General features: G+C 50.1%; 10 protein-coding genes and 1 pseudogene. 7 read left to right on the top strand and 4 right to left on the bottom strand.

Annotation, left to right across the window (positions count from 1 at the left end; all coding sequences use genetic code 11):
• Positions 1-74: 74 nt before the first annotated feature.
• A pseudogene (locus JQC75_RS05435) lies at positions 75-1,457 on the top strand (PfaD family polyunsaturated fatty acid/polyketide biosynthesis protein); the annotation flags it as partial.
• 446 nt (positions 1,458-1,903) lie between these two features.
• On the opposite strand, the gene JQC75_RS05430 reads toward JQC75_RS05435, so the two are convergent.
• Positions 1,904-3,160, bottom strand: a complete 1,257-nt coding sequence (locus JQC75_RS05430; protein WP_203326435.1) for a P-loop NTPase fold protein — start codon at positions 3,158-3,160, stop codon at positions 1,904-1,906.
• A gap of 721 nt (positions 3,161-3,881) precedes the next feature.
• Between JQC75_RS05430 and JQC75_RS05425 the strand changes: the two genes are divergently transcribed.
• Entirely contained in the window at positions 3,882-4,253 is a 372-nt protein-coding gene (locus tag JQC75_RS05425; RefSeq protein WP_203326434.1) for a VOC family protein, read from the top strand.
• A 288-nt stretch (positions 4,254-4,541) separates the two neighbouring features.
• Here the strand turns inward: JQC75_RS05425 and JQC75_RS05420 are convergent, their stop codons facing one another.
• Complete coding sequence (locus JQC75_RS05420) at positions 4,542-4,910, bottom strand: hypothetical protein (protein ID WP_239002087.1); 369 nt, start codon at positions 4,908-4,910, stop codon at positions 4,542-4,544.
• Positions 4,911-5,370: 460 nt separating this feature from the next.
• Between JQC75_RS05420 and JQC75_RS05415 the strand changes: the two genes are divergently transcribed.
• Complete coding sequence (locus JQC75_RS05415) at positions 5,371-6,756, top strand: FAD-binding oxidoreductase (protein ID WP_203326433.1); 1,386 nt, start codon at positions 5,371-5,373, stop codon at positions 6,754-6,756.
• A gap of 792 nt (positions 6,757-7,548) precedes the next feature.
• Complete coding sequence (locus tag JQC75_RS05410) at positions 7,549-7,920, top strand: VOC family protein (RefSeq protein ID WP_203326432.1); 372 nt, start codon at positions 7,549-7,551, stop codon at positions 7,918-7,920.
• A 187-nt stretch (positions 7,921-8,107) separates the two neighbouring features.
• Here JQC75_RS05410 and JQC75_RS05405 read toward each other — a convergent pair whose 3' ends face one another.
• Positions 8,108-8,476 (bottom strand): hypothetical protein, encoded by a 369-nt coding sequence (locus tag JQC75_RS05405; RefSeq protein ID WP_239002086.1) that lies wholly within the window; start codon positions 8,474-8,476, stop codon positions 8,108-8,110.
• 461 nt (positions 8,477-8,937) lie between these two features.
• Between JQC75_RS05405 and JQC75_RS05400 the strand changes: the two genes are divergently transcribed.
• Positions 8,938-9,090, top strand: coding sequence for a hypothetical protein (locus tag JQC75_RS05400; RefSeq protein ID WP_203326431.1), 153 nt, complete (start codon positions 8,938-8,940; stop codon positions 9,088-9,090).
• Positions 9,091-9,300: 210 nt separating this feature from the next.
• Here the strand turns inward: JQC75_RS05400 and JQC75_RS05395 are convergent, their stop codons facing one another.
• On the bottom strand, positions 9,301-10,218 hold the full coding sequence (locus tag JQC75_RS05395) for an IS5 family transposase (protein WP_203323908.1): 918 nt from the start codon (positions 10,216-10,218) through the stop codon (positions 9,301-9,303).
• 1,003 nt (positions 10,219-11,221) lie between these two features.
• Here JQC75_RS05395 and JQC75_RS05390 point away from each other — a divergent pair.
• Both JQC75_RS05390 and JQC75_RS05385 read left to right on the top strand, forming a co-directional pair.
• Positions 11,222-11,548, top strand: coding sequence for an Hpt domain-containing protein (locus JQC75_RS05390; RefSeq protein ID WP_203326430.1), 327 nt, complete (start codon positions 11,222-11,224; stop codon positions 11,546-11,548).
• Between the two features lie 19 nt (positions 11,549-11,567).
• A complete protein-coding gene (locus JQC75_RS05385) occupies positions 11,568-13,181 on the top strand; it encodes a response regulator (protein WP_203326429.1) in 1,614 nt (537 codons plus the stop codon).
• The last annotated feature ends 22 nt before the right edge of the window (positions 13,182-13,203 follow it).

The following is a 13,203-nucleotide window of genomic DNA, read 5'->3' as shown; positions in this document are numbered from 1 at the left end:
ACGAGGCAGCAGACCAAGGCAAAACAGGCTCCCTTGAGGTCGCCGCCTTTGCCGCGCCCTTTGCCGCCTTTGAACTTGGCAGTGCGGAATTCCGCCGCTGCCACGGGGTAAAATACGCCTACTACGCCGGCGCCATGGCAAACGGCATCGCCTCGGAAGAGCTGGTGATTGCCCTGGGTAAAGCAGGTATCCTCTGCTCCTTTGGCGCCGCAGGTCTCGTGCCCGCGCGGGTCGAAGCCGCCATCAAGCGCATTCAGGCCGAGCTGCCCCAGGGCCCCTACGCCTTTAACCTCATCCACAGCCCCAGTGAGCCTGCGCTTGAGCAAGGGGCGGTGGAGCTCTATTTAAAGCACGGCGTACACACGGTGGAGGCCTCGGCCTTTTTGGCGCTCACCCCCCACATAGTCCGTTACCGCGCCGCCGGTTTAAGCCGCGATAAAGATGGCAATATCGTCATCAAAAACAAGGTCATTGCCAAAATCAGCCGCACCGAGGTCGCGAGCCACTTTATGAAGAGTGCGCCGAAAAAGATGCTCGATGCCCTGGTCGCCGATGGCCATATCAGCAGCGAACAGGCCGAGCTTGCCTTGCTGGTGCCCATGGCCGATGACATCACCGCCGAAGCCGACTCCGGCGGCCACACCGACAACCGCCCGCTGGTGACTCTGCTGCCCACCATTCTTGCGCTCAGAGACGAGCTGCAAGCCCAGCACGCCTTTGCCACCCCCATCCGCGTGGGCGCAGGCGGCGGCATAGGCACCCCGGATGCGGCGCTGGCCGCCTTCAACATGGGCGCCGACTTTATCGTGACCGGCTCCATCAATCAGGCCTGTATCGAGGCCGGTGCCAGCGAGCACACCCGTAAGCTGCTGGCCACCACCGAAATGGCCGATGTGACCATGGCTCCTGCCGCCGACATGTTCGAGATGGGTGTAAAGCTACAGGTGGTAAAGCGCGGCACCCTGTTCCCCATGCGCGCCAACAAGCTGTACGAGATTTACAGCCGCTACGACAGCATCGACGCCATTCCGGCGGACGAGCGCGCCAAGCTCGAAGCCCAGGTGTTTCGCGCCAGCCTCGATGACATCTGGCAAGGCACGGTGGCGCACTTTATGGCCCGCGACCCCAGCCAGATTGAACGCGCCCAGGGTAACCCCAAGCGCAAGATGGCGCTGATTTTCCGCTGGTATCTGGGGCTTTCAAGCCGCTGGTCGAATACCGGCGAGGCTGGCCGTGAGATGGATTATCAAATCTGGGCAGGACCCGCACTCGGCGCCTTTAACGGCTGGTCGAAGGGGACGTATCTGGATGATTATCGCGAGCGCCGGGCGGTGGATTTGGCGTTGCACCTGTTGACTGGTGCGGCGTATTTACATCGGGTGAATGCCTTGAAGTCTCAAGGAGTGGTGTTGCCTGCTTCGGTGGCACGGTATCGACCGTTGGAGCCGTTGGCTTAATGCGTAAGCCAGACGCTTTTGCAAAGGATGTCGCTTTGCAAGCGACCTAAAGTCGCGGCCTTCCAGCCCGCCTCCGGGCAAGGGGTGTTGCTTGTCCAACACCCCTTGCAACCCCAAGGACACCCCTGACGGTGCCGAAAGCCCCTTCGGGTTTATGCTGAAAATTGGCTAACGCGCCAGACGCTCATCCCTGATTCGACTGACGTTGCTTCGGTATCCATGCCTCGCTACGCCATTTTCAGCAACACCCTCAGCGGCACCGAAGGGGTTCAAAAGCGGGTGCAATCTGAAAGTCAAGCGTTTTGCCTGTCCGCTCTTTCTTTCCAATCGAAAACTTGGTCATCTCAAACGCTGGCGACCTTGGCTTGGTAAAGCGAATGAGTATTTAATTCACTCCGACCCCTTTATCGAATTAACACCGGCGCAGTTTACTGCGTCCGCGTGCTTTAACTTGTTGCATTTTTCCTACGCCCAAACAACTTAATCCAAAGAGCAAACCCTTTATGCTGTAATCGGTATTCCCCTAACTTTGAAGGATTTTTTAGAATAATTTTCCTCGCAGTCAGAGCTTTTAATGCGTCACTAACAGTGTGATCATTGCCTGAGAATTTTTCTCGAATATCACTCTTTTTGATCCAAGAATTCATATTCTCGGCCATTATTTCAAGAACTTCGCGATATTCATCAGACTTAATTTGCTCGTTATACAAGCTTTGATAGTATCTTGTTCCTATCGCGTCAAGCGCGCCGCCATTCTTAAAAGCACCGTTACCCACATCATCCTCGCTTATTTCACCATCCGTATTCGCTTCAAACGCGGAATAGGAAAATTGCTGTATAAAGTGTGGGTATCCTTCAGAAAGGGTTGATATCATATTTCTTGCATTTGCAGTAATAGTTGTCTGCTCTTCGTTCTGTTCGTTACCTACTTCCAAACCACGATTTACCACATACCGCCGATCATCGGGGTTCAACTCTTTTACTACCAACTGAGAAAAAATACGCATCGAAGATTCATGAGAGGCAACCAGCTTTTCGACGACATCTGGCAACCCTGCAACAATGAACATAACGTTTTCGCAGCCATTTTGCTGAAGTAATTCCGTTACAACTTTGAAGAAATAGCCGATATGAAGATCAGGACATGCGTTATCAGCTTCATCAACAATAATCATGATGCCGTCCTTTGCGGACTCACCATTTTCTGGGTTTATTATTCTTTTACACGTTTCTGCAAGGGAGTATGAAAAATCATCAATGATGAGATCGAGTTCTTCGTTTACTTGAGCTTTATCGATTCCCGAATCCATGATTTTAAGTCGTTGTACGAAAGACCACGTATCTTCAAAGAACGCTCTAACTTTTTCTGCTTTTCCTATTTTTTCAATTTCTCTCTTTAAATTTCGCTCCAATAACTTAATAAAGCTAATCAGCGTTGATTTATTAGAGATAACAGTATTTACAACAACAAAGTTAAACTTATCGTAATCAGAGCTCTTTATTAAACCCTGAGCGGTAGGCTTGATGTAACCAATGAGAGAGGACTTTCCTATCCCTCTTTCACCAGTTATTAGAAAATTTGAACTGTTTCCATGCTTAGTTTGATTAAGCCCTTTTTCCAGAGATTCAATCTCTTCAATTCGACCTGCAAACATTCCAGGAGGGACTGGACTGTTTGGCTTGAAGGGGTTTATTTTTGCCATCTGGCCTCATTTCCTTTGATAAATGTAACATTTTATTCATACGACCTTGTAAGGTTATCCAAGCTTGTAAGCTTGTCCTACCTTGCAAGATACTCGTTTCTACCAACCACAACTCTGCGGCTGCGGTTAACACCAATCCCGCTCGAAGTGGCCAAGGGCGTTGATGAAAATGGCGTGGCGAGGCATGGATGCCGAAGCAGCGACCGTTGAGCTTGGAGCGAATCGGTCGCGCCAGCCAATTTTCACCATAAGCCCGACGGAGTTGTCCGCTTCGTTGCGGGTCGCTGGGGGATTGGACAAGGGGGCCAGTCGAAACGGCCCCCTTTCCCCGGGTGTGGGTTGGAGACCCACGACTTCCCGTCGCTTGCAAAGCGACAAACCACACTGATTAGTCAAAGCAATCAACCCGCAGGGTTAAACCTGAAACCCGAGCAATCACAAACCAAAACTGGTTCAAGGCAGCGCCTTGGAAAGCGCATTCGGTGGGAGTAGAGGAAGGAGAAGAGTCTGCAATCCATTGCTGCCACCAATCCACTGGTACGGCGTTAAAAAAGCATTAAATCAGTTATGCCTTAACCATTGTTTTTACTTGGTTAAATGCCAATTTGCTCAAATGTACAGCATACAATCGTAGGTGGCAATCCTTGGCGGACGAGCCATCGGAAAAGACTGTGAGGACTATACTTACCTATGGTATCGGCGGCTGTAGGAGCACAGCAAAATGAACACCTCATCCCATGGCCTGCGGGCCGTTAAAGTGATCGCCATCGCCGTGAACGACATGGCACGGGCAACCCATTTCTACAGCGAGGTGCTGGCGCTGGAACCGGCAATGGAAAAGGGCCAGCTGAGGGGCTATCGCCTCGGGGAGCTGGTATTGATGTTAAAGGACGAGTGGTATGGCACCCCCACCAGTGAACCCAATCCGCGCATCACCATAGAGTGTGACCATGCGCCGGACACCGAGGCCTATTTACGGACGAGGAGCGTGACCATTTCCGACCCGGTCACTGTGGTGGAAGAAGGCTATCTGGTGGGCAGTTTTCTTGACAGCGAAGGCAATAAATTCTGGTTCTGCTCGGCCAATGGCTAAGCACAGTGGTTGAAGGTTGAAGGTTGAAGGTTGAAGGTTGAAGGTTGAAGGTTGAAGGTTGAAGGTTGAAGGTTGAAGGCTGAAGGTTGAAGGTTGAAGGCTGAAGGCTGAAGGCTGAAGGTTGAAGGTTGAAGGTTGAAGGTTGAAGGCTGAAGGTTGAAGCCTCAGCAAGGGTCAGGAATGACCAGAAAGCACATCAGGGCGAGCCTTTGGCTGAGATGACCCCAAGGCTCGCCGCCTTTCTCTATACTCTGGCGCCAACCTCGGGCGCCGAGCGCGGCTATAAATTCAGGCGCCGAGCGCGGCTATCCAGTCGTCGGGATTGGCCAGGATAAATTCATAGCTGTCGCCGCCGCTTAAGGTGATGCGCAGCGCATCCCGGGTCACGGGCAAAATGCCGCCGCCCTTGCCGAGGCACTTTTCCACCTTGGCGATATCCGTAACCGCCAGCTGATAGGGGCCCAAGCCAAACTGGCTGTTGTAGGGGGTAAAGGTCAGCGTTGAGTCAGCCAGGCTGAGCTTGCCATCGGCGCGTGCCACACCGCGCTGCACCGCGGCGGTGGCCGATTTGGTGGGCTTAGGGGCGTGCGAGTGTTGAACTCCCGATGCTGACAGGGTTTGCGTCTCTTGTGTATTCATCGTCTTCGACTGCGACATGGCGGCCTCCTTGTTGCCTGGGTTTCCCCGTTATACAGCAAGCCTCCCTCAAAGGCGTATCTGTGCCAATAATGATCTGTAAAAACAACTTTTGACTGACGCCCTCATCAGTCAGTAAGCCAAGGCTCTGTATTTGAGCGCATTTCGATTATCGCGATGCCGCCTTTCACCATGTTCGCCCTGTGGCCTGCCTTGGGATACTGCTGCCCAGGCCTTCTTGGGCCGCCCCATGAACCTTCGCCATGCCCCTAAGTTGGTGTCAGGGACTATACTTACACAAGGCACTGACAACCGCGTGCATAAAAGAGCGTGTTTAAGGGTGCTCCTCAGGGGTTGGATTTCAGGCTGCGCTTACCACTTTCGATTATCAGAACTTGACTCATCAAACCGCCCGCTGCGCCTGTCGTTCGGGCACTTTACCTTACCCGCCGTTGCCAGGAGCACGGCTAAGGAACTACCCATGTCATCCCTCTCTTCCGAGACCCTGAACACGCTCAAAAGTAAGCTGCAAGGCCAACTGGTACTACCGGACGCCCCCGACTATGACGAGGTACGGGAAATCTGGAACGCCATGATAGACAGAAAGCCCGCATTGATAGTCCGCTGCCAAAGCAGTCAGGATGCCGCCGAGGCCCTGGCGGTAGGCCGGGACAACAATATGCTCATCTCCATTCGCGGCGGCGGCCACAATATTGCCGGTAATGCGGTGTGCGATGGCGGCATGATGATTGACCTGTCGCTGATGAAAGACATTGTGATAGATACCGCCAAGCGCATTGCCCACGTGGGGCCGGGCTGCACCCTGGGCGACTTTGATGCCGAGGCGCAAAAATACGGCCTGGCCACGCCCCTTGGCATTAATTCCACCACGGGGGTGGCGGGGCTAACCCTGGGCGGCGGCTTTGGCTGGCTTAGCCGCAAGTACGGCATGACAGTGGATAATCTGCTGGCGGCCGAGGTGCTCTTGGCCGATGGCCGCCTGGTACGGGCAAGCGAAACGGAAAACGCCGATCTCTTTTGGGGCCTCAGGGGCGGTGGCGGCAATTTTGGCATAGTCACCCGCTTTGAGTTTCGCCTGCACCCGGTGGGGCCGGACTTGCTGAGCGGCCTGATGGTGTTCCCCTTCGAGCACGCCAAAACCGTGCTGACCCGCTTTGCCGCCTTTACCCAAACCATGCCCGACGAGCTAAGTGTGTGGATGGTGACCCGCAAGGCGCCGCCGCTGCCGTTTTTGCCCGAGTCCGCCCACGGTAAAGAAATGGTGGCACTGGCCATGTGTTACTGCGGCGATCCCGCCGAAGGCGAGCGATTGATAGCCCCGCTGCGGGAGTTTGCCCCCATGCTAGGCGAGCACATTGGGGTGCAGCCCTTCCAGGCCTGGCAGCAGGCGTTCGACCCCTTGCTGACCCCGGGCGCCCGTAACTACTGGAAGTCCCACAACTTTACCTCGCTGGCCGAAGGTGCCATCGACTGCATTCTGGAATACGCCGCCTGCCTGCCCTCCCCCCAGTGTGAAATCTTTATCGGCGTGATTGGCGCCCAAACCGGCCGGGTGGCGGCCGATGCCATGGCCTACTCCAGCCGCGATGCCAACTATGTAATGAATGTGCACGGCCGCTGGGACAGCGCCGATGATGACCAGCGCTGTATCGGCTGGGCAAGGGAGTTTTTTGCCAAGTCCAAACCCTTTGCAAGCGCCGGTGCCTATATCAACTTCCTCACCGAAGAAGAAGCGGGCCGGGTGGAATTTGCCTACGGCGAAACCTACCAGCGCCTCGCCAAAATCAAGGGCAAGTACGACCCCCATAATCTCCTGCGGATGAACCAGAACATCAAACCGGCGTAAGCAGGACTTCCGCCTCCCCGGCAGACCCAGGTGCACTGCGCTTGGGGCTGCCCTTCACGCACTTCATATCATCTGCAGTAAAGCCAAGAATCTGGACAACCTCAAAAGCAGCGGAATGAACCATTCCCCCCCCTTCGAAGCCGCTTTGGGAGTTGGGCTGAGAGAAACGGGTAAGCCGAGATAGGGATATCGAGGCAGAAACCGTCGAGAAGGGGTGAATGTCGCGAAGCGACAAGCTTATGAGCGCGAGGCAAGGAAAGCCGAGCTGGGATGAATTTATAGGGATGTAAATTCGCGAGTCGGTTTCGGTGGTCGTTTTCAGCCCATAAGCCCAAAGTGCTCGGCTTCGTGGGGGCGCCCTTTGGTGTGCAGAGGGCTTTGGGCGCGCAAAGCCTTCTGCCCGGGTGAAGCCTGGAAGGCTTCGCTTTCAAGTCGCTTGCAAAGCGACTAATCACACTGATTAGTCAAAGCAATCAACCCGCAGGGTTAAACCTGAAACCCGAGCAATCACAAACCAAAACTGGTTCAAGGCAGCGCCTTGGAAAGCGCATTCGGTGGGAGTAGAGGAAGGAGAAGAGTCTGCAATCCATTGCTGCCACCAATCCACTGGCACGGCGTTCATAAGCATTAAATCAGTTATGCCTTAACCATTGTTTTTACTTGGTTAAAAGCCAATTTGCTCAAATGTACAGCATACAATCGTAGGTGGCAATCCTTGGCGGACGAGCCATCGGAAAAGACTGTGAGGACTATACTTACCTATGGTATCGGCGGCTGTAGGAGCACAGCAAAATGAACACCTCATCCCATGGCCTGCGGGCCGTTAAAGTTATCGCCATCGCCGTGAACGACATGGCACGGGCAACCCATTTCTACAGCGAGGTGCTGGCGCTGGAACCGGCAATGGAAAAAGGCCAGCTGAGGGGCTATCGCCTCGGGGAGCTGGTGCTGATGTTAAAGGACGAGTGGTATGGCACCCCCACCAGCGAACCCAATCCGCGCATCACCATAGAATGTGACCATGCGCCGGACACCGAGGCCTATTTACGGGCGAGGAGCGTGACCATAGCTGACCCCGTCACTGTGGTGGAAGAAGGCTATCTGGTGGGCAGTTTTCTTGACAGCGAAGGCAATAAATTCTGGTTCTGCTCGGCCAATGGCTAAGCACAGTGGTTGAATGCTGAAGGCTGAAGGTTGAAGGTTGAAAGTTGAAGGCTGAAGGCTGAAGGCTGAAGGCTGAAGGTTGAAGGCTGAAGGTTGAAGCCTCAGCAAGGGTCAGGAATGACCAGAAAGCACATCAGGGCGAGCCTTTGGCTGAGATTACCGCAAGGCTCGCCGCCTTTCTCTGAACTCAGGCGCCGAGCGCGGCTATCCAGTCGTCGGGATTGGCCAGGATAAATTCATAGCTGTCGCCTCCGCTTAAGGTGATGCGCAGCGCATCCCGGGTCACGGGCAACAAGCCGCCGCCCTTGCCGAGGCACTTTTCCACCCTGGCGATATCCGTAACCGCCAGCTGATAGGGGCCCAAACCAAACTGGCTGTTGTAGGGGGTAAAGGTCAGCGTTGAGTCAGCCAGGCTGAGCTTGCCATCGGCGCGGGCCACACCGCGCTGCACCGCGGCGGTGGCCGATTTGGTGGGCTTAGGGGCGTGCGAGTGTGGCACTCCCGATGCTGACAGGGTTTGCGTCTCTTGTGTATTCATCGTCTTCGACTGCGACATGGCGGCCTCCTTGTTGCCTGGGTTTCCCCGTTATACAGCAAGCCTCCCTCAAAGGTGTATCTGTGCCAATAATGAAGCGTAAAAACAACTTTTGACTGACGCCCTCATCAGTCAGTAAGCCAAGGCTCTGTATTTGAGCGCATTTCGATTATCGCGATGCCGCCTTTCCCCATGTTCGCCCTGTGGCCTGCCTTGGGATACTGCTGCCCAGGCCCTCTTGGGCCGACCCATGAACCTTCGCCATGTCCCTAAGTTGGTGTCAGGGACTATGCTTACACAAGGCACTGACAACCGCGAGCATAAAAGAGCGTGTTTAAGGGTGCTCCTCAGGGGTTGGATTTCAGGCTGCGCTTACCACTTTCGATTATCAGAACTTGACTCATCAAACCGCCCGCTGCGCCTGGTCGTTCGGGCACTTTACCTTACCCGCCGTTGCCAGGAGCACGGCTAAGGAACTACCCATGTCATCCCTCTCTTCCGAGACCCTGAACACGCTCAAAAGTAAGCTGCAAGGCCAACTGGTGCTGCCGGACGACCCCGACTATGACGAGGTACGGGAAATCTGGAACGCCATGATAGACAGAAAACCCGCGTTGATAGTCCGCTGCCAATAAGGAGTGAGGACACCCACAAGGTTTTCGAGGCCAAACACCCATGCGCCTGGTTACGCCAATCCCCTTCACAGGCGCCTTGGCTTTTGAAATGACTGAAACTGGTCATCCAAGGCATGACCGCTATCAGGTGCTGTGCCCTTTACGGCATTAAGATGGCGTTGTTGATCAAATCATTGCGCGGATAGCAACTGCCCCAAGGTCTTGCTTGGTTTAACGACCAGCGCCCCTTGAAGGCATTCCCAAGCTCAGCATTTTGTTCATGGCCTTAACTCCAGCTAAGGCTTCGCCAACCTGGGCGTTGTAGTCTCGCAGCGTCAGGGTCGGGCTTATCAGCTGTTTGTATCGGTACATTGCGGTTTCCGCCAGCGACCTTTTACCGTAGTGATGTTGCTGCTTCCAGTCAGATAAGCTACCTGCTTTAAGTGCATCCACGGCCTCATTGCGAATATGGTCTTTGGACCAGTAGCCCGCATTCGACCTCGGCGGTATCACTGCTTTTATCCCTTTATTTTTAAGTAGCTTGTGGCAGGCTTTGGTGTCATATGCGCCATCGGCAGAGACTTGCTCTATGCGACGACGCAGCGGCTTGAGTAAGGTGCCCAGCACTTCATTGTCGCCGACGCTATCAAGACTGACTTCCGCCGCAATAATGGCATGTGTTTGGGCATCGACGGCCAAATGCAGCTTGCGCCAAACGCGGCGCTTTTCTTTGCCATGCTTACGGATTTTCCATTCGCCTTCGCCAAAGATTTTCAAGCCTGTGGCATCGATAACGACATGGGCAATCGCGCCATGACTCGGCGATCGGTAGGCAATTTTCACGGTTTTAGCTCGCTTGCTGAGGCAGCTATAGTCCGGTGAGGTCAAGGGAACATCCATCAGCTTAAACAAGGAATTAATGAACCCCTCTGTGGCGCGCAACGACAAGCCAAAAACGCTTTTCAGCATCAGAGCGACTTCAATCGCATGGTCAGTAAACTGAAAACCGCGCCCCCGACCACCATGATGCTGATGGCATAACCAGCCCTTAATGGCTGCGTCATCCATCCAAAAGGTCAATGAACCGCGATTGCGCAAACTCTGGTTGTACTCAGGCCAGTTAATGATTTTGTGCTTGGCTTTACCCATGATGATGACTCTGTCAGTCTGTGCTGAAAGATCTGATCACCGGCGCCTGAAATGGTTCAAAAAGATTTAATCAACAACGCCCATTAAGATAAGTAATTGGCAGGTGGCTCGTCAGCAACCATCGAGTAAATGCAAGTATCGCAATGCAACATGACTCCAACTGCGAGGCTCGGATAGCAATAATAATTTGACGTTATTGACCATGTCCCGTCTTACCGTTAGTTGAATATCATGAACAGTCCCATTATCGAAGCCGACACTGAACGACAGCTTGTTCACACATTCCCAAGTCACTCACTCGATAGCTTAAACAGCTAACGCATTCACCATGCCATGCTTAGCCAAATCGAATGCGATGTAAATCATGTAGGAATAATCCTACTTGAACTAAATTAGCGGCGAAGTAAACTATGCACATATTTTGAACAAACAGGCATCTTCACTATGGTTATGGGGATTGCGAAAAATAACGTTATTTTCATTAAGATCATGAGTTTAATCCATTAAGAGCATGCTAATTATGCAATAAAAAAGCGCCACTGTAGTAAAGTAATGCAATATATCCAGTAGAGAGTTGAGTGCCTGCAAGAGGCTGAATCAATTAGGTTACCGTTCGAGTTCGGCGTAAAAAATTAATAGAATGCTCAATGTCGCTATTGGACACACGTAAATTAACAAAACAGAAACATAACAAAACTAATATTAACACTGGTATTTTTTTGTATTAAGGCTTGCTGTAACTGACATCATTTTTATCCAGCATCAGCTGGCGCACTCAATCACTGCCCTCCAGTCAACAAAAAACAAAGCGCAATGTGATTAACTCCTTCAAACAGTAAAAGATGTCTGTAAGGAATAAGCAATATTTAAACTGAGCAATCAAATTACACTCGATAATAAACGAGTTAATGCCTATGTTCTCGAATATTATACAAATTGACTAAGTTAATCGCCGACAGATAAACGTTCATCACCGGGTAGCGAATAAAAAGGAAAATAAAAGATGAGTGAAATCTATGTAAGCTGGTTGAACAACGTAGAAGAAGACGCAGAGGAATTCATACAGGTCTATATAGAGTCTGTTACTGAAGATCTCGAACTGATCAATCATAGCATGAGAGTACCCGATACGGATTTGACACTGAATGTGTTACATCGTCTTAAAGGGGGATTGTCAGTTATTGGTTTTAACTACATGCATGACTTGGTTGAATCCGCGCTCATTTCAGGCAGGAATCAACATGCTTCTTATAAAGACCAATTAAATATTTTGATAAGTGAGCTACAGTACAGCCTAAACTGCTTGACTAAGTTAAAGCTTGCAAGTTAATTTCACTTGGGAGAAAGAAATGCAAAAAAACTACTATTCATACACTGTTATCATTGCGGATGATTCAAAGTTGGTTTGCACCTCCCTATCTTCTATATTACGTAACATGGGCTTCAACCAAGGAAACATCCATTTAGCCTACAAGCCTGCCGAACTTATTGCAAAGTGCAATGAAATTAAGTTTGACGTCATCATTTGTGATTACAACTTCAATTCAAACCTTAATGGTAATCAACTGTTTTCAGAGATTAAGAATTCGCGCGCTTATGATCCTCGTAGTGTCTTTATTTTTCTCACAGGTGAAAACAACTCAAGGGTAGTTAGAAGCATTCTTGATGCAGAACCTGATGACTACATACTCAAGCCATTTACTAAAGAAATATTGGTGAAGCGGCTTAGGGCCTCAATTTCTAGAAAACGCGAATTAATCCAGATTTACGCTGCGATAGCCGAGAGAAACTACCATCGTGTTATTACTGAATGCGAACAACATTTAGTACTCAATAATGAGCACCAACCACTGATAAGAAAGATAAAGTCAGAGGCCCACTTAGAGCTTGGGCAAATCTCGCAGGCAAAATCAGAATACGAATCAATGCTCGAAGATTACGACTATGACTGGATTAAAATCTCCTTGGCAAACCTATCAATAAAAGCTAATAAAATTGAACAAGCAAAATTGATACTGGAAAAATTAAAAGATAAAGAAACCAGCCCTTATTATCATGATAACATGTCTTCTATAAGCTTACTCAACAATGATTTACCCAATGCTATTCATCATCTGAAGTCAGCTGAGTTGCTTTTGGATGGTGGCCAAGAACGGGATTTAGTAATTTCAAATTTATTTCTTGCAATGGGTGAATATGAAAATGCATATTTATATGCAAAAAAGTATCATGACCAAAACAAATACACATACCGCTCAACTAATAAAACAAGGTTGATCTATGTGCGTTATTACCTTATTTATTTATTGAATAACAATGAACAAAGCCATTGTGCCTTTGAAATAGATAGGGAACTGTCTGCAATAAAATTAAACCTAGAGTTGTTGCCACAAGTTGAAGTTATTCAAGTTGGATTAAATATCCTTTCTGGCAACCTTATAAATTTGCATGATAAGATTGAAAGAATCATTTCAACTGAGTCTATATTTTCCAATTTGGATTTTTACGACCTGTATTTTTTTGCATTCATCCTATCAATGCTTTCACTAGATAACCAGACAAAATATGTTTTACACAGTTGTAAAAAATCAATAGTAACTGAAAAAAATGAAGTTTCTATCACCAATGATTACCTACTGAAACAGCTTAAAAATAGGTTCGAACGTAACATAGAAAAAGTCACACTGCTTCAGAAAGACATAGAAAACCATCGCCTTAAGAGCAGTGATGATTTTTTTGAAACCTTGTTTGAATTGCAAAGGTTACAGCCTTTCTGCATCAAGGTATGCAGCGCGATCATCCATATATTGGCTAATGTCAATAAAACACATAAAGACAAAATCCATATATTAAAGATGCTGCAAAATAGCTTCTTAATTTTATCCGAGCTTTTATCAAATCAGCCTAATCGGTTAAAAAAGATAAGGGAAAAATATCAAATGGCGCTGAAAAAAATCATGTAATCAACTGATTACCATGAATAAA

Origin of the sequence: Shewanella litorisediminis (assembly GCF_016834455.1) — a bacterium.
GTDB lineage: Bacteria > Pseudomonadota > Gammaproteobacteria > Enterobacterales > Shewanellaceae > Shewanella > Shewanella litorisediminis.
The sequence above is the reverse complement of the archived record's forward strand: the minus strand, read 5'-3'. Positions and strand labels throughout refer to the sequence as shown.

Excerpts from the sequence above, each read along its gene's own strand:
- JQC75_RS05430 (WP_203326435.1), bottom strand. The coding sequence starts at position 3,160 with ATGGCAAAAATAAACCCCTTCAAGCCAAACAGTCCAGTCCCTCCTGGA.
- JQC75_RS05425 (WP_203326434.1), top strand. The coding sequence starts at position 3,882 with ATGAACACCTCATCCCATGGCCTGCGGGCCGTTAAAGTGATCGCCATC.
- JQC75_RS05420 (WP_239002087.1), bottom strand. The coding sequence starts at position 4,910 with ATGTCGCAGTCGAAGACGATGAATACACAAGAGACGCAAACCCTGTCA.
- JQC75_RS05415 (WP_203326433.1), top strand. The coding sequence starts at position 5,371 with ATGTCATCCCTCTCTTCCGAGACCCTGAACACGCTCAAAAGTAAGCTG.
- JQC75_RS05410 (WP_203326432.1), top strand. The coding sequence starts at position 7,549 with ATGAACACCTCATCCCATGGCCTGCGGGCCGTTAAAGTTATCGCCATC.
- JQC75_RS05405 (WP_239002086.1), bottom strand. The coding sequence starts at position 8,476 with ATGTCGCAGTCGAAGACGATGAATACACAAGAGACGCAAACCCTGTCA.
- JQC75_RS05400 (WP_203326431.1), top strand. The coding sequence starts at position 8,938 with ATGTCATCCCTCTCTTCCGAGACCCTGAACACGCTCAAAAGTAAGCTG.
- JQC75_RS05395 (WP_203323908.1), bottom strand. The coding sequence starts at position 10,218 with ATGGGTAAAGCCAAGCACAAAATCATTAACTGGCCTGAGTACAACCAG.
- JQC75_RS05390 (WP_203326430.1), top strand. The coding sequence starts at position 11,222 with ATGAGTGAAATCTATGTAAGCTGGTTGAACAACGTAGAAGAAGACGCA.
- JQC75_RS05385 (WP_203326429.1), top strand. The coding sequence starts at position 11,568 with ATGCAAAAAAACTACTATTCATACACTGTTATCATTGCGGATGATTCA.